The organism is Roseburia sp. 499, from assembly GCF_001940225.2.
Lineage (GTDB): Bacteria > Bacillota > Clostridia > Lachnospirales > Lachnospiraceae > Petralouisia.
In genome coordinates this window covers 1,555,522-1,576,421 of record NZ_CP135164.1, presented here as the reverse complement: position 1 = coordinate 1,576,421, position 20,900 = coordinate 1,555,522, and the positions used below count along the sequence as shown (strand labels likewise).

The 20,900-nt window shown below is 37.3% G+C and carries 17 protein-coding genes; 16 read left to right on the top strand and 1 reads right to left on the bottom strand.

Annotated features, from left to right (window positions below):
• Positions 1 to 291: 291 nt before the first annotated feature.
• The 9 genes from BIV20_RS07900 to BIV20_RS07860 all read left to right on the top strand — a co-directional run bounded on the left by BIV20_RS07900 (position 292) and on the right by BIV20_RS07860 (position 14,127).
• Complete coding sequence (locus BIV20_RS07900) at positions 292 to 2,193, top strand: DUF885 domain-containing protein (RefSeq protein ID WP_075719777.1); 1,902 nt, start codon at positions 292 to 294, stop codon at positions 2,191 to 2,193.
• A gap of 71 nt (positions 2,194 to 2,264) precedes the next feature.
• A complete protein-coding gene (locus BIV20_RS07895) occupies positions 2,265 to 3,545 on the top strand; it encodes an O-acetylhomoserine aminocarboxypropyltransferase/cysteine synthase family protein (RefSeq protein ID WP_075719775.1) in 1,281 nt (426 codons plus the stop codon).
• A gap of 23 nt (positions 3,546 to 3,568) precedes the next feature.
• A complete protein-coding gene (gene glgA, locus BIV20_RS07890; RefSeq protein ID WP_075719773.1) occupies positions 3,569 to 5,023 on the top strand; it encodes a glycogen synthase GlgA in 1,455 nt (484 codons plus the stop codon).
• A gap of 95 nt (positions 5,024 to 5,118) precedes the next feature.
• Positions 5,119 to 5,826, top strand: coding sequence for a ClpP family protease (locus BIV20_RS07885; protein WP_075719771.1), 708 nt, complete (start codon positions 5,119 to 5,121; stop codon positions 5,824 to 5,826).
• A gap of 95 nt (positions 5,827 to 5,921) precedes the next feature.
• Positions 5,922 to 8,405: an FtsK/SpoIIIE family DNA translocase gene (locus BIV20_RS07880; RefSeq protein WP_075719769.1), complete on the top strand. Its 2,484-nt coding sequence runs from the start codon at positions 5,922 to 5,924 to the stop codon at positions 8,403 to 8,405.
• Positions 8,406 to 8,443: 38 nt separating this feature from the next.
• Entirely contained in the window at positions 8,444 to 10,114 is a 1,671-nt protein-coding gene (locus BIV20_RS07875; protein WP_075719767.1) for a formate--tetrahydrofolate ligase, read from the top strand.
• 23 nt (positions 10,115 to 10,137) lie between these two features.
• Positions 10,138 to 10,980, top strand: coding sequence for a bifunctional methylenetetrahydrofolate dehydrogenase/methenyltetrahydrofolate cyclohydrolase FolD (gene folD / locus BIV20_RS07870; RefSeq protein ID WP_075719765.1), 843 nt, complete (start codon positions 10,138 to 10,140; stop codon positions 10,978 to 10,980).
• Complete coding sequence (locus BIV20_RS07865; protein ID WP_083655137.1) at positions 10,980 to 12,083, top strand: chitobiase/beta-hexosaminidase C-terminal domain-containing protein; 1,104 nt, start codon at positions 10,980 to 10,982, stop codon at positions 12,081 to 12,083. The genes folD and BIV20_RS07865 overlap by 1 nt, the downstream gene beginning before the upstream one ends.
• Positions 12,084 to 12,108: 25 nt before the next feature.
• Positions 12,109 to 14,127 (top strand): amylo-alpha-1,6-glucosidase, encoded by a 2,019-nt coding sequence (locus BIV20_RS07860; RefSeq protein WP_075719761.1) that lies wholly within the window; start codon positions 12,109 to 12,111, stop codon positions 14,125 to 14,127.
• A 216-nt stretch (positions 14,128 to 14,343) separates the two neighbouring features.
• Here the strand turns inward: BIV20_RS07860 and BIV20_RS07855 are convergent, their stop codons facing one another.
• Positions 14,344 to 14,916 (bottom strand): xanthine phosphoribosyltransferase, encoded by a 573-nt coding sequence (locus BIV20_RS07855; protein WP_075719759.1) that lies wholly within the window; start codon positions 14,914 to 14,916, stop codon positions 14,344 to 14,346.
• 169 nt (positions 14,917 to 15,085) lie between these two features.
• On the opposite strand from BIV20_RS07855, the gene rlmH reads away from it, so the two are divergent.
• The 7 genes from rlmH to BIV20_RS07820 all read left to right on the top strand — a co-directional run bounded on the left by rlmH (position 15,086) and on the right by BIV20_RS07820 (position 20,893).
• Positions 15,086 to 15,565, top strand: coding sequence for a 23S rRNA (pseudouridine(1915)-N(3))-methyltransferase RlmH (rlmH, locus tag BIV20_RS07850; RefSeq protein ID WP_075719757.1), 480 nt, complete (start codon positions 15,086 to 15,088; stop codon positions 15,563 to 15,565).
• Positions 15,566 to 15,694: 129 nt separating this feature from the next.
• A complete protein-coding gene (locus BIV20_RS07845) occupies positions 15,695 to 16,234 on the top strand; it encodes a PadR family transcriptional regulator (protein WP_075719755.1) in 540 nt (179 codons plus the stop codon).
• Positions 16,231 to 16,716 (top strand): HXXEE domain-containing protein, encoded by a 486-nt coding sequence (locus tag BIV20_RS07840; RefSeq protein ID WP_075719753.1) that lies wholly within the window; start codon positions 16,231 to 16,233, stop codon positions 16,714 to 16,716. Before BIV20_RS07845 ends, BIV20_RS07840 begins: the two co-directional genes overlap by 4 nt.
• 207 nt (positions 16,717 to 16,923) lie before the next feature.
• On the top strand, positions 16,924 to 17,796 hold the full coding sequence (locus BIV20_RS07835; RefSeq protein ID WP_075719751.1) for a damage-control phosphatase ARMT1 family protein: 873 nt from the start codon (positions 16,924 to 16,926) through the stop codon (positions 17,794 to 17,796).
• Positions 17,793 to 18,665, top strand: a complete 873-nt coding sequence (locus tag BIV20_RS07830; RefSeq protein ID WP_075719749.1) for an aminoglycoside 6-adenylyltransferase — start codon at positions 17,793 to 17,795, stop codon at positions 18,663 to 18,665. Before BIV20_RS07835 ends, BIV20_RS07830 begins: the two co-directional genes overlap by 4 nt.
• A 30-nt stretch (positions 18,666 to 18,695) precedes the next feature.
• Entirely contained in the window at positions 18,696 to 20,060 is a 1,365-nt protein-coding gene (locus tag BIV20_RS07825) for a GNAT family N-acetyltransferase (RefSeq protein ID WP_202817013.1), read from the top strand.
• Positions 20,057 to 20,893 carry an ornithine carbamoyltransferase gene (locus BIV20_RS07820; RefSeq protein ID WP_075719747.1) on the top strand — a complete coding sequence of 279 codons (837 nt, stop codon included), beginning with the start codon at positions 20,057 to 20,059 and terminating at the stop codon, positions 20,891 to 20,893. The genes BIV20_RS07825 and BIV20_RS07820 overlap by 4 nt, the downstream gene beginning before the upstream one ends.
• Positions 20,894 to 20,900 lie beyond the last annotated feature (7 nt).

The following is a 20,900-nucleotide window of genomic DNA, read 5'->3' as shown; positions in this document are numbered from 1 at the left end:
GGAGTTTCCGGCTCTATTTTTGTTTCTGTAATGTCTGAAGAATAGTTTATTTGGATATAATTATTCCATTTATATGATGAACATTTCCAGAAATGCATACATACATCATGCCGTGACCGATAGTGTGTATAGGAGTAATTGATACAGGTGTTTGGAAAGTCGAGGAGAAATCTTCGGCTTTTTATCTTGGTTTAGGATAATTCCGGTTATCGAGACTTGTAACAAAATTCGACTTATGATACCATTAAGCATATTGATAATACACAAGATATTGTGTAGGAGGGAGAGCCAATGAAAAAAATTAAACAAATTATTGCAATTATACTTATTCTTACAATTTCTATGACTGGATGTACAAATAGTACAAGTAGTCAGGGAAAATCGGAGAACACGAAAAAAGAGTCCACAGCGAAGCAGGAAAAATCGAAAAAACAAGCATCTTCAGAGGAAGAGAATGTAGAATATAATTATGATTTTTCTATTTATGAGGATGGAAGAACTTTTTCAGAAGAACAGCTTTCGGAACAGGAAGAGTTTGAAGAGTTCTTGCATGAAACATTTGTAAACGAAATGTCCAATAGCATTATAGACACCCATTTTTTGATGGAGCACCCGGAAAACTATGGAATAGAAGATGTTGAGGTTACCTGGGGGGAACTTTCGTCGTATTTTGATACAGAAGCAGCTACTGCAGAAACAGAAGAACTGCTTGATGTACTTGAAGGGTTTGATTATGATGCTCTGACTTATGAGCAACAGCTTATTTATGATAGTTTTGAAAGCTATATGGAGGACCAACTTAGTGTTAGTGGAAGTGAGTATCTGCTTTTTGAGTCTGCATTTGCCCCTATGTCAGGTCTTCAGGGAAATCTTCCGATTATTTTTTCGGAGTATGAATTTCTGGAGAAAGAGAATATAGATGATTATATTACATTATTAAATGACATATATGATTATGTTGAACAGTTGTGTAACTATGAAATATATCGTATGGAAAATGGATATACTCTTGCAGAGTATTCGCTGGATACAGTGATTGAACAGTGCAATGAATTTGTTAATTCAGAGCCAAATTGTCTGCGACCTGTATTTGAGGAAAAATTGAATAATTTTTCAACACTTACAGAAGAAGAAAAAAATCAGTATTTGACAGCTTTTGATAAAGGAGTAGAGGAGTCTTTGCTACCGGCTTACAGACTCATGATAGATACATTTACTCAGATAAAGGGGCAGGAACAGTCAAAATTAGGATTATGTAATTATGAAAATGGTAGTGAATATTATGAATATCTTGTAAGATATAATACCGGATCTGACCGTACGGTTGATGAACTGTATGAGATGATGGAAAAAGAGATGGAACGGTGTTCATTTGGAATATCATCTCTTTATGCAACAAACGACAGTATTTTGGATGATATGGCAGCATTTGAGTATTCTATAGATGACCCGGAACAAATGCTGGCAATGTTGCAGGATGCTCTGGAAGAAGATTTCCCGGCGGCGGTAAATGAAGAATATACATTGAATTATGTTCCGGAGTCACTGGAAAGTACAATGAGTCCTGCGTTTTATCTGATACCACCGATTGATAATCCAAATAGAAATGTGATTTATATTAATCAGGGTGAGGAATATGCGCATATGGATTTATTTCCAACCATAGCTCATGAAGGTTTTCCGGGACATATGTATCAGACAAACTATTTTTATAGTTTGAATCCACATTATTTCCGGTCATTATTGCCTTTTAATGGATATAGTGAGGGGTGGGCACAGTATATTGAAACCTGTTATTCATATAAGTATTCAGGAATGAATAGCAGTTTGGCAAGGGCTTTTGAGTATAATACTTCTTTTAGTTTTGCAATTTACGGTATGGTTGATGTAGGGGTGAACTATTATGGATGGGATTATGAAGATACGGCAGAATTTTTGGCGCAATATGTAGGGGAAGATGAAGAAGCTATTTCAGAAATATATTATACTATGGTAGATGAACCGACAGTATATCTAAGATATTATGTAGGATATTTGGAAATTTTGTCATTAAAGAAAGAGGCATCCAAGGTGCTTGGTTCTGGTTTTGATATCAAGGAATTTCATCGTTTTTTATTAGAAATAGGACCATGTCAGTATGAGCTGATTGAGGATAGAATGGAAGAATGGATGGATAAAGTAATGGAGGGGTAAATTTTTCTAGCCTTGTGTTAATACTTGTGTTAAAATTATAATTAATGAATACACTTTCAGGAGGAGACAAAATGAGCGATTATAAGATGGAAACAAAATGCATCCAGTCCGGCTGGCATCCGCAAAAAGGAGAGCCGAGAGTACTTCCGATTTATCAGAGTACGACTTTCAAATATGATACCAGTGACCAGATGGGAAGACTTTTTGATTTAGAGGACGAAGGATATTTTTATACAAGATTGCAGAATCCTACCAATGATGCAGTAGCCCAGAAAATTTGTGAATTGGAGGGCGGTGTGGCAGCAATGCTTACGTCTTCTGGCCAGGCAGCTAATTATTATGCACTTTTCAATATTTGCGAGGCAGGAGATCATGTGGTATGTTCCTCGACAGTGTATGGTGGAACGTTTAATCTTTATGGCGCGACTATGAAGAAACAAGGAATTGATTGTACTTTTGTAGACCCGGATGCTCCGGCAGAAGAGATTGCTAAGGCATTTCAGCCTAATACAAAGGCATTGTTTGCCGAGACTATTGCAAATCCGGCACTGGTGGTACTAGATATTGAGAAGTTTGCAAAATTGGCACATGATCATGGGGTACCATTGATTGTAGATAATACCTTTGCAACTCCAATTAACTGTCGTCCTTTTGAATGGGGAGCGGATATTGTAACTCATTCTACTACAAAATATATGGATGGACACGCAATGGCTGTAGGCGGTTGTATTGTAGACAGTGGTAATTTTGATTGGGAAGCACATGCAGATAAGTTTCCTGGATTAACCCAGCCGGATCCAACCTATCATGGGATTGCGTATACGAAGAAGTTTGGAAAAGGTGCATACATAACAAAAGCAACGGCGCAGTTGATGCGTGACCTAGGTTCTATTCCTTCTCCAATGAATGCATTTTTATTAAATGTTGGATTGGAGACTTTACATTTAAGAGTGCCAAGACATTGCGAAAATGCGCAGAAGGTTGCGGAGTTCTTAAACAATAATGAAAAAGTTGCATGGGTAAATTATGCGGGACTTCCGGATAATAAGTATCATGAATTAGCACAGAAATATATGCCAACAGGAACTTGTGGGGTTATTTCCTTTGGATTAAAAGGAGGAAGAGCTGTATCTGTTGGATTCATGGATAAGCTTAAGATGATAGCTATTGTAACCCATGTGGCAGATGCGAGAACCTGTGTACTTCATCCGGCAAGTCATACACATAGACAGATGACAGATGAGCAATTAATCGAAGCAGGTGTTGCACCGGATTTGATTCGTCTTTCTGTAGGAATTGAGAATGCAGATGATATTATAGATGATTTGAAACAGGCATTGGCAACCATATAAGATAAGGATATGGAGGGTTAGATATGAGAAAAATTCTTTTTGCAGCATCAGAGTGTGTACCTTTTATCAAGACTGGCGGACTTGCAGATGTATGCGGTGCGCTGCCGAAGGAGTTTGATAAGAATGACTGGGATATTCGTGTGGTTATTCCGAATTACACTTGTATACCGGAGCATTGGCGCAATCAATTTGAGTATGTAACTCATTTTTATATGAGTTGCGGAAATTATATTCAGAATCAGTATGTAGGTGTCCTTCAATACAAGATGGATGGAATTACTTATTATTTCATTGATAACCGTAACTATTTTGAATGTTTTACTCCTTATGGAGATATTCGATATGATATTGAGAAGTTTGTTTTTTTTGACAAGGCAGTATTGTCGATGCTTCCATTAATTGGTTTTCAACCGAATATCATTCATTGCCATGATTGGGAGACCGGATTTATTCCGGTATACTTGAAAAACGAGTTTCAGGGTGATATGTTCTTCTGGGGAATGAAGTCTATCATGACGATTCATAATTTGAAGTTTCAGGGTATCTGGGATACTAAGACGATGCGCGGATTGACGGGATTCCATTCAGGACTTTTTACCCCAGATAAATTGGAGTTTAAAAAAGATGCCAATATGCTAAAAGGCGGTTTGGTATATGCTGATTATATTACAACCGTAAGCGACACTTATGCACAGGAGATTCAGACTGATTATTATGGAGAAGGTTTAAATGGTTTGTTATCTGCAAGGCATATGGATATGCAAGGAATTGTCAATGGAATTGATTATAATGCTTATAATCCGGCGACCGATCAGAAAATTTATGCAAATTACAATGCAGAAACCTTCCGCAAGAAGAAGGCAATAAATAAAACGAGGTTGCAGGAGGACTTAGGACTTGCTGTGGATAAGAAACGTTATATGATTGGTTTGGTTTCCAGGTTGACAGACCAGAAAGGACTGGATTTAATTGATTATGTAATGGAGCGTCTGGTAGATGATTATACGCAGCTTGTAGTAATCGGAACCGGAGAAGCAAGGTACGAGAATATGTTCCGACATTTTGCATGGAAATATCCGGACCGCATTTCTGCTAATATCTGTTATTCAGATGATTTAGCACATAAACTTTATGCTGCTGCAGATGCATTTTTGATGCCGTCACGGTTTGAACCTTGTGGACTTACTCAGATGATTTCTTTCCGTTATGGGACGTTGCCGATTGTGCGTGAAACAGGTGGTTTAAAGGATACAGTTCATCCTTTTAATGAATATGAAAATACCGGAGACGGTTTTTCGTTTACAAATTACAACGGTGAAGAAATGCTAAATATTATCAATTATTCTAAACACATTTACTTTGACCGAAAACGTCAGTGGAATCAGATGGTAGACAGGGCTATGGCAAATGATTATTCCTGGAATGCATCTAAGTTCCGTTATGAGGGATTATACAAATATCTGATGGGTGAATGTTAAATATTAGAATTTGATGAAAGTCGGATAATTTTGAAAGAAACTTCCCATACTATGTGAAAAAGGCTCAGCCGAAAGCATAGAAAGGGAAGTTTTTTATGGAAGAAAATTTAAAGCAGCAAGAAAAAAATAAGAATGAAAATGAAGAAATCAAAGATATGGGGCAGATTACCTTAGAGCAGGGGAAAGACAAGCATAAAATCCATCTTTTATCTATTATAGGAGAAATTGAGGGACATGAAACTTTATCTGCTAATACAAAATCTACTAAGTATGAACATGTTTTGCCCAAACTTGCGTCAATAGAAGATGATGATTCTATTGACGGTGTAATGATTATTATTAATACGGTAGGTGGAGATGTAGAATCTGGGCTTGCCATTGCAGAGATGATAAGTTCTTTAAGTAAACCAACAGTATCTCTAGTACTTGGGGGAAGCCATTCTATTGGAGTACCACTTGCGGTGTCTACAGATTATTCCTATATTGTACCTACCGGAACTATGGTAATTCATCCGGTTAGGTTAAATGGATTGGTAATTGGAGCACCACAGACTTATGATTATTTTCAGCAGATGCAGGACAGAATTACGGGTTTTATTGCAGAGCATTGTTTTGCCACACAGAGTCGTTTGGAACAGATGATGTTGAACACAGGAATGCTGACAAAGGATCTTGGAACAATTTTGGTAGGAAGTCAGGCGGTTGCAGAAGGGATTATCAATGAAGTGGGTGGGATTGCAGAAGCAATGACAAAGCTTCATCAAATGATAGACGAAAAAAGGGATAATGACATTTTCAAATAATTATGGTAATATATACGGATAGGGCAGAAAAACAGCAAAGTACTTGTGCGCTGATGCCCGTGAAACAAACAGTGAGAGATTCAGGAGGAAGTAACATGGCAGCAAAGCCTAAGAATAAATCTGTCAAAGGAAGTGCTGGGAAAAAGACATCAGGACAGAAGGGGAGAAATAGCAAAAAGCAACAGCAAGATTTTAGAGATGAAGTGATTTTGCTTTCTGTGCTGGCAGTGGCTATTCTTCTTTTTATTAGTAATTTCGGATTCGGCGGTTTTGTAGGTGCAAAGGTAAGTTCTTTCTTTTTTGGTGTATTTGGGTTAATGGCATATATATTTCCCATTGCACTATTTGTAGGAACTGCATTTTTTATGTCAAACCGTAAGAATACTGTTGCAGTTGTAAAAATTGTTGCAGGTGTATTATTTATTTTGTTTTTAAGTTTATTTGTAGAATTGGTAGTTGACTCTTCCGGAGTATATTCGATAAAAACTGGTTTTGAATATGCTAGGGAGAATAAAAATGGTGGTGGAGCCATAGGTGGGCTTCTGGCAGGGGTATTATGTCCTGCATTTGGTAAGCTTGGAACATATGTGGTAGATATTATCGTTTTGATTATTTCTATGGTTCTTTTGACCGAACGTTCCTTTTTAGGAGGCGTAAAAAAAGGAAGTAAAAGGGTATACGATACTGCAAAAGAAGATGCAGTAAGACGCAGGGAAATAAAGGAACAAAGAAGAGAAGAACGTGAAAAGCGCCGTATGGACAAAAAGGTAGAAGGCGTTTCTATTGATACCCGGGTAGTACCACCGGATGTGGAGCATTCAGATAATATCAGTGAATTGACAGCACCACCGATAGAGGAAAAGGAAGTATTTTCTGCAGAAGTACGGGATAAGCTGTTTTCACCGGAAGAAGCCGTTCCGGTAGTTGAAGAAGTGATATCGGTAGAACCTGAGCCGGAAGATGTCATTCCTGAACCTGTAGTAGTGGAAAAAGTACATAAAAAGCCAAAACAGCCGAAACAAGATCAGGCATCTATAGAAGAAAATGTAGCAGAGATAGAGCAGGAGATGGAACAAATTCAGCGTCCGGTTCCGGAAAAATCAGGGCAAGAGTATGTTTTTCCACCAGTGTCATTGCTGACAAAGGGGGAAAACAGTCAGGGCGATTCCAAGAAACATTTACAGGAAACCGCTATGAAGTTACAGCAGACACTAAAAACATTTGGGGTTAACGTAACCATTACCGATGTAAGCTGTGGACCAAGTGTAACACGATATGAACTGCAACCGGAAATGGGTGTAAAAGTAAGTAAAATTGTTAATCTGGCAGATGATATCAAATTGAATCTTGCGGCAGCGGATATTCGTATTGAGGCACCAATACCAGGAAAAGCAGCAGTTGGAATCGAAGTTCCAAATAAGGAAAATGTTATGGTACGGTTCCGTGATATGATAGAGTCATCGGAATTTAAGAATCACAAGTCTAATATCTGTTTTACAGCAGGAAAAGATATTGGCGGTCAGGTTGTAGTAGCAGATATTGCTAAAATGCCCCATTTATTAATTGCAGGAGCTACCGGTTCTGGAAAGTCAGTATGTATCAATACCATTATTATGAGTCTTTTGTATAAAGCGAATCCGGAGGATGTAAAGCTGATTCTTATAGACCCGAAGGTAGTTGAATTAAGCGTATATAACGGTATCCCGCATCTGTTTATTCCGGTAGTGACTGACCCGAAGAAGGCTGCCGGCGCATTGCATTGGGCAGTGGCAGAAATGACAGAACGATATCAAAAATTTGCGGAATATCAGGTCAGAGATTTGAAGGGATATAATCAAAAAGTAGAAGCAATCAAAGATGTAGAGGATGAAACGAAGCCGCAAAAGCTGCCACAGATTGTAATTGTGGTGGACGAGTTAGCCGACCTTATGATGGTTGCACCTGGCGATGTAGAAGATGCAATCTGTCGATTGGCACAGTTAGCCCGTGCAGCCGGAATACATTTGATTATTGCAACACAGAGACCATCTGTGGATGTTATTACGGGATTGATTAAGGCAAATATGCCGTCACGAATTGCATTTTCTGTTTCTTCTGGTGTGGATTCTAGAACCATTCTGGATATGAATGGAGCGGAAAAACTTCTGGGAAATGGCGATATGTTGTTTTATCCACAGGGTTATCAAAAGCCTTTGCGTGTACAAGGACCATTCGTTTCAGACACCGAAGTGGAAGCAGTAGTTGATTTTTTGAAAAAGCAGAGTACTGTAGTATATAATACAGAAATAGAAGAAAAAATGAACAGTGTTTCTGTAGGAGGCGGTTCGGCATCTGGAAGTATGGGAAGTACAGATGAAAGAGATGCTTACTTTGTAGAAGCCGGAAAGTTCGTGATAGAGAAGGATAAAGGCTCTATTGGTATGTTGCAACGGATGTTCAAGATTGGATTTAACCGGGCAGCACGTATTATGGATCAGTTAGAAGAAGCCGGTGTTGTTGGACCGGAAGAAGGAACAAAGCCTAGAAAGATTCTGATGTCTATGTCAGAATTTGAGGAATATATTGACGAATACGTTTAAGAGTATGAGTAGGCGAACGAGTTGAAGGAGGATGAAAAATGAAAACAGATATTCAGATTGCACAGGAAGCAGAAATGATACATATCAGAGAGGTGGCAGCACAGCTTGATATTAAAGAAGATGATTTAGAGTTATATGGAAAATATAAGGCAAAATTATCTGATGAATTAATGAAAAGAGTAGAAAATAATCCGGATGGAAAGCTGATTTTGGTAACAGCTATTAATCCAACCCCAGCAGGAGAAGGAAAGACAACTACCAGTGTTGGATTAGGACAGGCATTTGGAAAACTTGGAAAAAAGGCAGTCTTAGCCTTAAGAGAGCCATCCTTAGGACCTTGTTTTGGAATTAAAGGAGGAGCAGCGGGAGGCGGATATGCGCAGGTTGTTCCAATGGAAGATTTGAATCTTCATTTTACAGGAGATTTTCATGCTATTACTTCTGCCAACAATCTGTTAGCGGCATTGTTAGACAATCATATTCAGCAGGGAAATGAACTTGGTATTGACCCACGACAGGTTGTATGGAAACGTTGTTTGGATATGAATGACCGTTCTCTTCGTAATATTGTCATCGGTCTTGGAAGAAAGATGGATGGAATGGTAAGAGAAGACCATTTTGTAATTACGGTAGCGTCTGAAATCATGGCAGTATTGTGTCTTGCGGATGATATGGCAGACTTAAAGAAACGTTTGGGACGTATGATTGTTGCATATACCTTTGATGGAAAACCGGTAACAGCAGATGATTTGAAAGCAACCGGTTCTATGGCAGCACTCTTAAAAGATGCATTAAAGCCAAATCTGATCCAGACATTAGAACATACACCAGCTATTGTACATGGTGGACCATTTGCAAATATTGCTCATGGATGTAATAGTGTACGTGCAACCAAGATGGGATTAAAGCTTGCTGATTATGTTATTACAGAAGCAGGTTTCGGTGCAGACCTTGGTGCAGAGAAATTTATGGATATTAAGTGTCGTATGGCAGGATTAAAGCCGGATGCAGTAGTTTTAGTGGCAACTGTCCGTGCTTTAAAATACAATGGTGGTGTACCAAAGGCAGAGCTTTCTGAGGAAAATCTGGATGCATTGAAAAAAGGTATCGTAAATCTGGAAAAACATATTGAAAATCTTCAGAAATATGGTGTACCAGTAGTTGTAACCTTAAATTCCTTCATTACTGATACGAAAGCAGAGACAGATTATATTGAACAGTTCTGTAGAGAACGTGGTTGTGAATTTGCCCTTTCAGAAGTTTGGGAAAAGGGTGGAGAAGGTGGAATTGCACTTGCAGAAAAAGTTTTAGAAACACTTGAGACAAAAGAGAGTAACTTTAAACCTCTGTATGAGGATAATCTTTCCTTAACAGAAAAAATTGAAACGGTAGCAAAGGAAATTTATGGAGCAGATGGTGTTACTTATTCACCTGCTGCATTAAAGGAATTGAAGAGAATTGAAGAACTTGGTATGGGAAGTTTCCCGGTATGTATGGCAAAAACACAGTATTCTCTGTCGGATGATCAGACTAAGCTCGGACGCCCAACCGGATTTACTATCAATGTAAGAGAGGTATATGTTTCCGCGGGAGCAGGATTTGTAGTAGCAGTAACCGGTGCTATTATGACCATGCCAGGATTACCAAAGGCTCCGGCAGCTTACAATATTGATGTAGATGATGATGGTGTCATCACCGGATTATTCTAAGAGATGCATAGAAAGGAGACACCATGGCAAAATTAATTGATGGAAAGAAAATATCACAGGAAATCAAAGATGAGTTAAAAGAGAAAGTAGCATCATTAAAGGCGGAGGGAAAGACAGGAACTCTTGCAGTGATTCAGGTAGGAGAAGACCCGGCGTCCAGTGTTTATGTAAGAAATAAGAAAAATGCCTGCGCTTATATTGGAATAGAATCTCTGGCGTATGAGTTGCCGGAGAATACTACGGAAGAAGAACTTTTAAAACTGATTGACGAACTGAATGAAAAGGACGAGGTGAAGGGAATTTTAGTACAACTTCCACTGCCTGCTCATATCTGTGAGGATAAAGTAATTCAGGCAATTAGTCCGAAAAAGGACGTGGATGGATTCCATCCTCAAAGTGTTGGAGCAATGACCATTGGAGAAAAAGGATTCTTATCTTGTACTCCGGCCGGAATTATTCAGTTGTTGAAACGTTCTAATGTAGATATTGAGGGAAAACACTGTGTAGTTATTGGAAGAAGTAATATTGTAGGAAAGCCTATGGCTCTGTTGATGTTACGAGAAAATGCAACTGTGACGATTGCACATTCCAGAACAAAAAATTTACCGGAACTTTGTAAACAGGCGGATATCTTGATTGTTGCTATTGGAAAGCCGAGATTTATCGGTGCAGAGTATGTGAAGGAAGGCGCAGTTGTTATTGATGTAGGAATCCATCGGGATGAGAACAACAAGCTTTGCGGTGATGTAAAGTTTGAGGAAGTAGAACCGATTGCATCTGCAATTACTCCGGTTCCGGGCGGTGTTGGACCTATGACCATTGCCATGCTGATGAGTAACTGTGTACAGAGTATAGAAGAGGACTAATGATGAAGTGTGCAAAATGTGGAGCAGAATTAAGGGTAGGTTGTATCTATTGTTCTGTGTGTGGACAGGAAGCGCAAATTGTACCGGATTATAATCTACTGGAAGATGATTTTTTAAAAGAACTTTTAAACGAAGAAAAGAAGCAGAATAAGGTGGCGGAAGAGAAAAAGAATCAGCCCCCACAGAAGAAGAAAAAAAAGAGTAAAACACCAGTGGTTGCCGGAGCAGTTGGAGCAATTGTGGTATTGATACTTCTGATTATTTTGCTCGTAAATTATAATCATAGCAATTCTTATGATTATCAAATGAAAAAAGCGAAATCCTGCTTACAGGATGAAGAATATGCTAAAGCACAAAAATATTTGGAACAGGCAGTGGAAATTCAAGAAGACAGCACGGATGCTCTGATGCTTTTGGCTGATGTATATCTGGTAGAGGACGAGAAGGATGATGCCATTGATATATTGAACAAGGTAATTGGCCTGGAGAAAGATAACCAGGAGGCATATCAGAAGTTAATTGATATATATGATGAATTACAGGACTATGATGCTATTACAGAACTTTCTAAACAAGTAAAAGATAGTAGTATTATGGATTTGTTTTCTGATTATTTGGTAACTGCTCCAACAATTGACGACTCAGAATATGATGAAGATGAAGGTTTGAAGATTATTTCTCAGTCAGGAACAACCACGTATTATACATTGGATGGTTCAGATCCTAAAAAAGGTACAGAATATGAGAAACCTATCCAGTTAGAAGAGGGAACCACTACCATAAGAATGATTTCGGTCAATGAAATTGGTATTTACAGTGAGGAAACGGAATGTGAATATGAGGTAGAGTTTGAGCCACCAGAGGCACCGGAAGTAAGTCCGGATGGTGGAAGTTTTTATGCCCCACAACAGATTACAGTGGAAGTACCGGAAGGATGTATGGCATATTATACCTGGGATGGAAGTGATCCTACGGTTAACTCAGAACAGTATACAGGACCTTTGGAGATGCCGGAAGGAAATAATATTCTTTCTGTGATACTAGTAGATAAAAGGGAACGTTGGTCTGATGTGACAAAGTGTAATTTTATTTATATACCATAGTTGTATGTTGCGAAAGGAAATCTTTATGGAAAAATATCAATTAGGTAAAAGTAACTGGCGGACAGCGGAACAGGGACTGGAAAAAGAGTGGTTGATGGTAAATGGAATCGGAGGATATTCCAACTGCAGTGTAACAGGAGAATTAACCAGAAGTCATTCCGGTTATTTGGTAGCTGCAATGAATCCACCAGTGGAACGAATGTTGATTTTAAGTAAGACGCAGGAACGTCTGGATATAGGAACACACACCGTTGATTTGGCATGCCAGCGTTATCTTGGAAAAGAGAAAGATGGATGCCGTTATCTGGAACATTTTTCTCTGGAAGCAGTACCGCAGTATTTGTATCAGGTGGAGGATGTTTTTGTGAAGAAAACCATTGCATTGGTACGAGGTGAAAATACGGTCGCAGTTTGCTATGAAATAGAAAATGGAATGGAACCGGCAGTGTTACATATAACACCGCTTTTCAATGTGCGGGAAGCAGCATCTATGACGGATAAGTCTGCTATTTCTTATAAGCAGAGCCTTACCAAAAATGTGCTGACTTTAGAGACGGAAAAGTATCCGAATATTATCACAAAGTTTTACACCACGGAAGGAGCTTATGTAGACAGAAGTACTTATCCAACCTCTATGGCAGCGCCTACCTTTGTGGTGGAGGAAGATTTGTGTTATACCATCGATGTAAGAACCGGAAGTCATAGTTTGGACAGTCATTATACTCCATATGATATTGATGTAGAATTGAAACCTTTTGAAAAAAAGAAGTTTTATATGATTTGTTCTATAGAAGATACAGATATTACAAAAGTTGACGGTTTTCAGGTAGTAGAGGATTATAAAAAAGCTATTTTGGAATGCATGGATAAGGCTGTGGTTCAGGATGAATTTGCAAGAAAGTTGACATGGGCAGCCGACAGTTTTATTGCTTCGCGTAATTCTACCGGATTAAAAACTATTTTAGCAGGTTTTCCATGGTTTACTGACTGGGGCAGAGATACCATGATTGCATTTCATGGATTAACTCTTTGTACCGGAAGATTACAGGATGCAAGGGATGTGTTGGAGTCTTTCTCACGATATGTAAAAAATGGATTAATTCCGAATGTTTTTCCAAATAAAGCAGGAGAAGAACCAATGTATAATACCATGGATGCATCTATGTGGTATTTTTATGCAGTAGACCGATATCTGGCACAGGATACCTCTGTAGAGGGAAAAACATTTGTAAAAGAGAAGATATTCCCATATTTGAAGGAAATTATTGAAGCTTACAAAAACGGAACGGATTTTTCTATACACATGGAGGAAGACGGACTGGTAGCTGGTGGCTCTGATTTAGACCAGATTACCTGGATGGATGTAAGAGTAGGTGAATGGGTAGTAACTCCACGGCATGGAAAACCGGTAGAAATTAATGCTTTGTGGTATAATGCCTTAAAGGTTATGGAACATCTTTGTGAAATGTTTAACGAGGACGGCAGTAGCTATCAGAAGTTAAGTGAACAGGTAAAGGAAAGCTTTTGCAAGAAGTTTTGGAATGAAGAGACAGGATGTCTTTTTGATGTGGTAGATGAAAATGATGGAAAAATACGTCCGAATCAGTTATGGGCAGTATCTCTCCCATATACGATGCTTTCCAGAGAACAGGAAAAAAGTATCGTAAACGTGTGTAAGAAGTATTTGTATACTTCTTATGGAATGCGTTCCCTTTCATGGGCAGATCCGGAATACAAATCGATTTACATAGGTGAATGTATTAAGAGAGATGCGGCTTATCATATGGGAACGGTATGGGCATATCCGATTGGCGCCTATCTAACGGCATACTGCAAGGTACATGATTATTCTAAAGAAGCAGTATTGGAAGTGAAACAAATGTGCGAATTATTCTTAGACCATATGGAAGACGGATGCTTGAATGGAATCGCAGAGATTTTTGATGGAGATTTTCCGTGTACTTCCAGAGGATGCTTTTCACAGGCATGGAGTGTGGGAGAAGTATTAAGAGTGTATACCGAAGATGTGATGGGACATTTATAAAGTGATATAGTCGGCCATGCACACTCAGAAGCCTGTGGCTCCTTCGTTCACGGGCTTCGCCCTATAAAAGTGAGTGTGAATGATATAGTTCGCCATGCACACTCAGGAGCCTGTGGCTCCTTCGTTCACGGGCTTCGCCCTATAAAAAGAAGCATTAGCAACTATTTTTGTGCAAGCACACATAGTTGTTAATGCTTCTTTTTGCATGGCTCATTGCTAGCGTGCAAAGTCTACAAAGCCTTCTCCCATTTTAGCAATTCGTGCAAGTGCATAAACCTCTATGCCCTGTTGAGCCAACTTATCGTGACCGGGTTCAAAAGATTTTTCTACTAAAACACCAATTCCGGCAATGGTAGCATGAGCCTTGCGAATTAACCGGACTGCACCGGTGGCAGCTTCGCCGTTTGCAAGAAAGTCATCAATAATCAAAACATGGTCTTCCTCTGTAATGTATTTATGAGAAAGTGTTAGTTCATAATTAGTTCCTTTAGTATAGGAAGTAACAACAGTCTGATAAACATCTGGAGTTAAGATTCGGGACGGTTGTTTTTTCATAATAATCAATGGAACGTTTAATGCTAATGCTGTCATGATAGCAGGACTAATACCGGAACTTTCGATAGTAGCAACCTTCGTAATCCCCTTCTCCTTGAAATGTGATGCAAATTCATTCCCCACTTCTTGCATCAGTTGAGGATCAACCTGATGGTTGATAAAACTGTCTACCTTCAAAATGTGCTCGTTGACAGCAATGCCGTCAGAAAGAATTCTTTCTTCTAATAACTTCATAATAAACCCACCTCGCAACAATTATTTGTATAGAAATAGTATAGCAGAATTTCCTAATTAGGGAAATACATCTGAAAAATTTTTGTATATAATTTATAAAATAAATAACTGATTAATAGACGGAAAGTATGCTATACTAAATAAAATATATTTTACGGAAGGACAAAAAATGAAGATAACAGTTCTCACAGTTGGAAAAGTGAAGGAAAAATTTTACCGACAGGCAATTGAGGAGTTTGAAAAAAGGTTGAGTCGATATTGTAAGTTGGAAATTATAGAGGTACAAGATGAAAAAACACCGGATCGTGCCAGTGAAATTGAGGAACGGCAGATTAAGGAAAAAGAAGGGCAACGTCTCTTAAAATATATCAAAGACGATGCATGGGTTTGTGCTTTGGCGATAGAGGGAAAAATGCTGGATTCTGTAGAACTGTCACAGAAGATGGAACAGATGGGAATCAATGGAATCAGTCATATGGTGTTTGTGATTGGCGGTTCACTAGGATTGTCAGAAGAAGTTTTGAGACGTGCTGATTTTAAACTGAGTTTTTCGAAAATGACATTTCCGCACCAGTTAATGAGGGTGATTTTGTTAGAGCAGATTTATCGGGCATACCGGATTATGCAGGGAGAACCATACCATAAGTAGCGGATGATGTTATTGAAACGAGTACGAGCTAAAATGGTTGTTAAGAAAAATAGCACATCAATTTGACTTTTATATTTCAGTACTGTATAATACAGTACTGAAATATACAGCACACAAAGGAGGAAGTTTATGTCAACAATCGATTTAATTATTCTAGGTTCTCTTTGTCAAAGTCCTAAAAGTGCATACGATTTGCAAAAACAAATTGAAGCAAGAAATCTGTCCAGATGGATAAAAATAGGTTCATTTACAGTTTACAAGAAAGTAGTTCAATATGAAAAAAAAGGATATGTTACAAGCGAAACCATAAAGAGTGGAAATATGCCTGAAAAGACAATTTATTCGCTCACACCAGTGGGAAAGAAGACCTTTAAAGAGTTGATGACAAAGTTTTCATTAGCTGAAACCAGAGTGTTTTTAGATTTTAACGCAGTTATCGTTAACTTAGCATTACTTGATGATAACGATGCTGCTGAATGTGTTGCAAATATTAAGAATAGTATTCACAATACGAAAAGGCAGATTTTGGAACAATTGCCTTTACATGAAGATATTCCTTTATATGGCCGGACCATATTGGAACAACAGGCTATGATTTTGGAAATATTAGAAAAATGGGAAGAAAACTTTGAACAGCAATTAGTAGAGAAAGAGAGTGAGACAAAATGAAAATGATACATTTTATTCTGTTAAATCTGGTTATTTATATGCCATTTCATTTGTTTGAAGAAGCGATAGGAGATTTTCCGAAATGGATGTATGAACATAAATGGTTGCCACATCATATGACGCATGGACACTGGATGGCAAATAATATATTTGTGTATTATCCAATGCTACTGGTATCTGTTTTTTTGTTTATGATAAATAAGTCATTTGTGTGCTTTGGTATAGGTGTTTTAGTATGGGGAATTATTAATGTATGTGATCATAGTTTCTATACAATAAAAGATAAAAAAGTTTCACCGGGATTGATAACCGGAATACTTTTTTTCATTAACTCAGCCTTTGGATTAAGAAATTATGTTCTGTCAGATGCTTTTTCAGTTCCCCAATTAGTTATTGGGATTCTTATTGGTGGAATATTATTCGGTTTGCCAATGGGATTGAATGTTATAGTTTATAATTTCTTTGATAAATATTTTAAGTAGGATTATATAAAAAATAGGTCAGGTATGTAGTACGGAAGTTATTGTAAAAGAGGTAAAACAGTCAGAAGGATGGGTGGCTGTCAAAATGAATATATAGAAAACTGGACTTTATCCAAAGTGATAGAGTCCTGTTTTTCTGTACAAGAAATCTTGTTTGCGTTATAATAAATGGGACGTTATTAAAATACTAGTTAGGAGGAAATTGCTATGAAAATGAAAGATAAATGTCTGCCATGTCTTGTAAATCAGGTAATAAAGGTAGCAGATATTACGAAGGCGAAAAATCGTGAACAGATACTTCATGAAGTATTTGCGTATTTGAGTAAAGTAGATTTCAATAAAACAAATCCAGAGATTTCCGGAGAGACTTTTAGAATTTTAAAGAAACATTTAAAGAATAAAGACCCTTATTTAGAAGTAAGAAACTATTATAATAATTTATTGATGAAGTTAAGTAAAATTTATGAAGAAAAAATAATTGCATCGGAAGACAGTTTCTATCAGGCAATGAAATATGCAGTAATTGGAAATATTATAGACTTTAATCCCATACATAACAGTACCATGGAAGAAATCATGGATTTTATCAATCAGGCAGATGGATTGGGGTTTCAGATAAATGATATGAATCAGTTAAAACAGGAAATAAAAAATGCTCAGTCTATTTTGTATCTGGGAGATAACTGTGGAGAAATCTGTTTTGATAAAATATTTATAAAGGAAATTAAAAAGTATAATCCGGATGTAAATGTATATTTTGGTGTGCGTGGAGAGCCGGTTATCAATGATTCTATTGAGACAGATGCTTATGCGGTTGGAATGGATGAATATGCAAGCATTGTAAGTAATGGAGATGGTTCTCTTGGAACAGTACTAGAACGGACAAGTGAAGCATTTCAGAGTATATTTGAACAGGCAGATGTAATAATTGCAAAGGGACAGGCAAATTATGAATGCTTGAGCGAATGTGAAAAAGTTGGAATATATTTTTTATTGATGACGAAGTGTGAAGTGATTGCAGATGATATCGGTGTACCGGTAAAATCTTTGATATGCATGAAGAATAAGGAGAAAAAATGAGAACAGAAAAAGAAATGCAGGAACTTATTTTAAATATCGCAAAACAGGATGAACGTATTCGTGCAGTATACATGAATGGTTCCCGAACCAATCTGAATGTGCCAAAGGATATTTTTCAGGATTATGATATTGTATATGTTGTGACGAATACCATACCATTTATTCAGGATAAATCATGGATTGACTGTTTCGGCGAAAGACTTTTTATGCAATATCCGGATGAACATCCCGATTATCCCAGTGATAAAGAAAATTTTTATGGCTGGTTGATGCAATTTAAAGATGGCAATCGGATTGACTTGCATGTGGAAAGTATTTCTCATGCCAAAGAAAATATTCTGAATGATAAATTATGTGAGATTTTGCTAGATAAAGATAATTTGCTTCCCGAAATTCCAAAGACAACTGACGAAGATTATTGGGTAAAGTGCCCGTCAAAGGAACAATACTTATGTACCTGTAATGAATTCTGGTGGTGTCTTGATAATGTGGCAAAAGGACTTTGGAGAGAAGAAATCCCGTATGTTCAGGATATGCTTAATTTTCATGTGCGTAAACAATTAGAAAAAGTTTTGTCTTGGAAAATAGGGATAGAAACAAATTTTTCCGTTAGTGTAGGGAAATCTGCAAAATATATGTATAAGTGGCTGTCAGAAGAGGAATGGAATGCTTATTTGGAAACATATTGTGCCGGAACGGTGGAAGCATGCTGGAATGCAGTTTTTCGGATGTGCGATTTGTTTGAAAAAGTTGCAGTATATGTAGGAGACCATCTGGGATATGAATACAATGTAGAGGAAGGGAAATGCTGTAGGGGATTTTTAGAGCATGTACGGAAATTACCAAAGGATGCAACGGAAATTTATTGATTTTAGGAGAAGTTGAATAAGACAGGTATTATGAATAAACTAATATTTACGTCGGCACAGCCGTACCAATTAGAAGAGATTTTTGTAATGTATACAAAAGCAATCCAAGAAATGAATGCTAATAAGATTTATCAATGGGATGAACGATATCCTGATAAAGAAATACTAGCAGAAGATATTAGTAAACAGGAAATGACAGTAGTTTTACAAGGAACGGAAATGGTAGCTGCTTATGTACTAAATCAGGAATGCGATGAAGAATACAAGAATGGAAAATGGAAGGATTCGGATGCAAAATACTATATTATCCATAGATTATGTGTTAATCCGAAGTTTCAGAATCAAGGTATTGCAAGGCAAGTAATGTTACATATTGAAAAAGAATTGAAACAACAAGGCATTGAATGCATACGTCTGGATGCATTTACCGAAAATCCATATGCATTAAAATTGTATCAGTCGTTAGGGTATGAGATAACAGGATATGTGGAGTGGAGAAAAGGAAGATTTTGCTTAATGGAAAAAATATTAGGGTGCACATCGGAAGATAAGGTTGCTATTGTATGCTGTTCTAACGGACAGGCAATAACATATAAAGAAAAAATAAAAAGATTACAGGATACAATAACTCAAATTGGATTAGTGCCAGTTATGGGGGAATTCGTTTACGAAAAAGATTCTGTATTTAGTGGTTCTGCGCAGCAGAGAGCAGAAAGTTTGATGAAGTTTTATTTAGACAATGAAATAAAAGCAATATTTGATATATCGGGCGGAGATATAGCAAATGAAATTTTGCCTTATCTTGACTTTGATGTAATTGCAGAGAGCAAGAAGTTATTTTGGGGATATAGTGATCTTACGACCATTATCAATGCAATCTATGCGAAAACAGGTAAAGAATCAGTACTATATCAAGTTAGAAATCTGATTTATGATGATGCAGAGAATCAGATTAGTAATTTTAGAAATACAGTAATGAATGGTACAAATGATTTATTTGATTTTAAGTATTCTTTTGTTCAAAAAGAAGAAATGTATGGAACTGTAATTGGTGGAAATATTAGATGTTTATTGAAATTAGCAGGAACGGAATACTGGCCAAATATGAACAGAAAGATTTTATTATTAGAGGCATATGGTGGAATAGTTCCGCAGATGGTCACTTATTTGAATCAATTAAGTCAAATGGGAGTGTTTAAGAAAATATCGGGTATTTTGTTGGGAACATTTACGAAAATGGAGTCGGAAAATTCTACTCCAACTATGATTGAACTTGTAAAGCGGTACGCGGGAACAGAAATTCCGATTGCTTGTACAAATGAAATTGGTCATGGAACAAATTCAAAAGGGATTGTAATTGGAAAGGATATACAATTAGTCAGGAGAAACCTATGAAACATTTAATAAGATTAAGGGATTACAGCAAAGATGATATAAAGGAGATTTTTCATATTGCAGACGAAATACAAAAGGGAAAATATAAGGATTTCTTAAAAGGGAAAACCATTATTATGTTTTTCCCGGAATCCAGTATTCGTACAAGAGTAACCTTTGAAAAAGGAATTTATCTGCTTGGTGGACAGTCCATTCTCTTCCCGCCGGAAACCTTAGATAAAAAAGAAGAAATAAAAGATGTGATAGGTTATCTTAACAACTGGGCAGACGGAATCATTGTTCGATATAAGGATATTGCCATGTTAGAAAATATGACAAAATATGCAAACATGCCTATTATAAATGCCATGACGGATATCAATCATCCTTGTGAAATGCTTGCAGATATGTATTCTTTGTCTAAAATGAGAGAAGATTTTACCAAGGACAAGTATTTATTTGTGGGTGCTAGCGGAAATATTGGCTTAGCATGGAAAGAGGCTTCGGAATGTATGGGATTTTCCTTAGAACAATGTTGTCCTGCCGGATATGAAATGTCGGGGGTTACGATTCAATATAATCTGGATGAGGCTATTCGAGGTAAGGATATCATATGTACTGATTCCTTAGGAAAAGACAAGTTGAAAGATTTTGCGGATTATCAGGTAACTTATCAGCGTATGGAATGTGCTAATGAAAATGCGATATTGAATCCATGTCCACCTTTTTACAGAGGAGAAGAAGTCTCAGAAGATGTGATAGATAGTAAATATTTTGTGGGATATGATTTTAAGAAATATTTATTAGAGATACAACAGGCAGTTATTATTTTTAATATGATTTTAGGTAATTGATAAATGA

Coding starts and splice junctions, on each gene's coding strand:
- BIV20_RS07895 (WP_075719775.1), top strand. CDS start 2,265: ATGAGCGATTATAAGATGGAAACAAAATGCATCCAGTCCGGCTGGCAT.
- BIV20_RS07820 (WP_075719747.1), top strand. CDS start 20,057: ATGAAACATTTAATAAGATTAAGGGATTACAGCAAAGATGATATAAAG.
- BIV20_RS07835 (WP_075719751.1), top strand. CDS start 16,924: ATGAAAATGAAAGATAAATGTCTGCCATGTCTTGTAAATCAGGTAATA.
- glgA (WP_075719773.1), top strand. CDS start 3,569: ATGAGAAAAATTCTTTTTGCAGCATCAGAGTGTGTACCTTTTATCAAG.
- BIV20_RS07845 (WP_075719755.1), top strand. CDS start 15,695: ATGTCAACAATCGATTTAATTATTCTAGGTTCTCTTTGTCAAAGTCCT.
- BIV20_RS07885 (WP_075719771.1), top strand. CDS start 5,119: ATGGAAGAAAATTTAAAGCAGCAAGAAAAAAATAAGAATGAAAATGAA.
- BIV20_RS07840 (WP_075719753.1), top strand. CDS start 16,231: ATGAAAATGATACATTTTATTCTGTTAAATCTGGTTATTTATATGCCA.
- rlmH (WP_075719757.1), top strand. CDS start 15,086: ATGAAGATAACAGTTCTCACAGTTGGAAAAGTGAAGGAAAAATTTTAC.
- BIV20_RS07880 (WP_075719769.1), top strand. CDS start 5,922: ATGGCAGCAAAGCCTAAGAATAAATCTGTCAAAGGAAGTGCTGGGAAA.
- BIV20_RS07855 (WP_075719759.1), bottom strand. CDS start 14,916: ATGAAGTTATTAGAAGAAAGAATTCTTTCTGACGGCATTGCTGTCAAC.
- BIV20_RS07900 (WP_075719777.1), top strand. CDS start 292: ATGAAAAAAATTAAACAAATTATTGCAATTATACTTATTCTTACAATT.
- BIV20_RS07865 (WP_083655137.1), top strand. CDS start 10,980: ATGATGAAGTGTGCAAAATGTGGAGCAGAATTAAGGGTAGGTTGTATC.
- BIV20_RS07860 (WP_075719761.1), top strand. CDS start 12,109: ATGGAAAAATATCAATTAGGTAAAAGTAACTGGCGGACAGCGGAACAG.
- folD (WP_075719765.1), top strand. CDS start 10,138: ATGGCAAAATTAATTGATGGAAAGAAAATATCACAGGAAATCAAAGAT.
- BIV20_RS07825 (WP_202817013.1), top strand. CDS start 18,696: ATGAATAAACTAATATTTACGTCGGCACAGCCGTACCAATTAGAAGAG.
- BIV20_RS07875 (WP_075719767.1), top strand. CDS start 8,444: ATGAAAACAGATATTCAGATTGCACAGGAAGCAGAAATGATACATATC.
- BIV20_RS07830 (WP_075719749.1), top strand. CDS start 17,793: ATGAGAACAGAAAAAGAAATGCAGGAACTTATTTTAAATATCGCAAAA.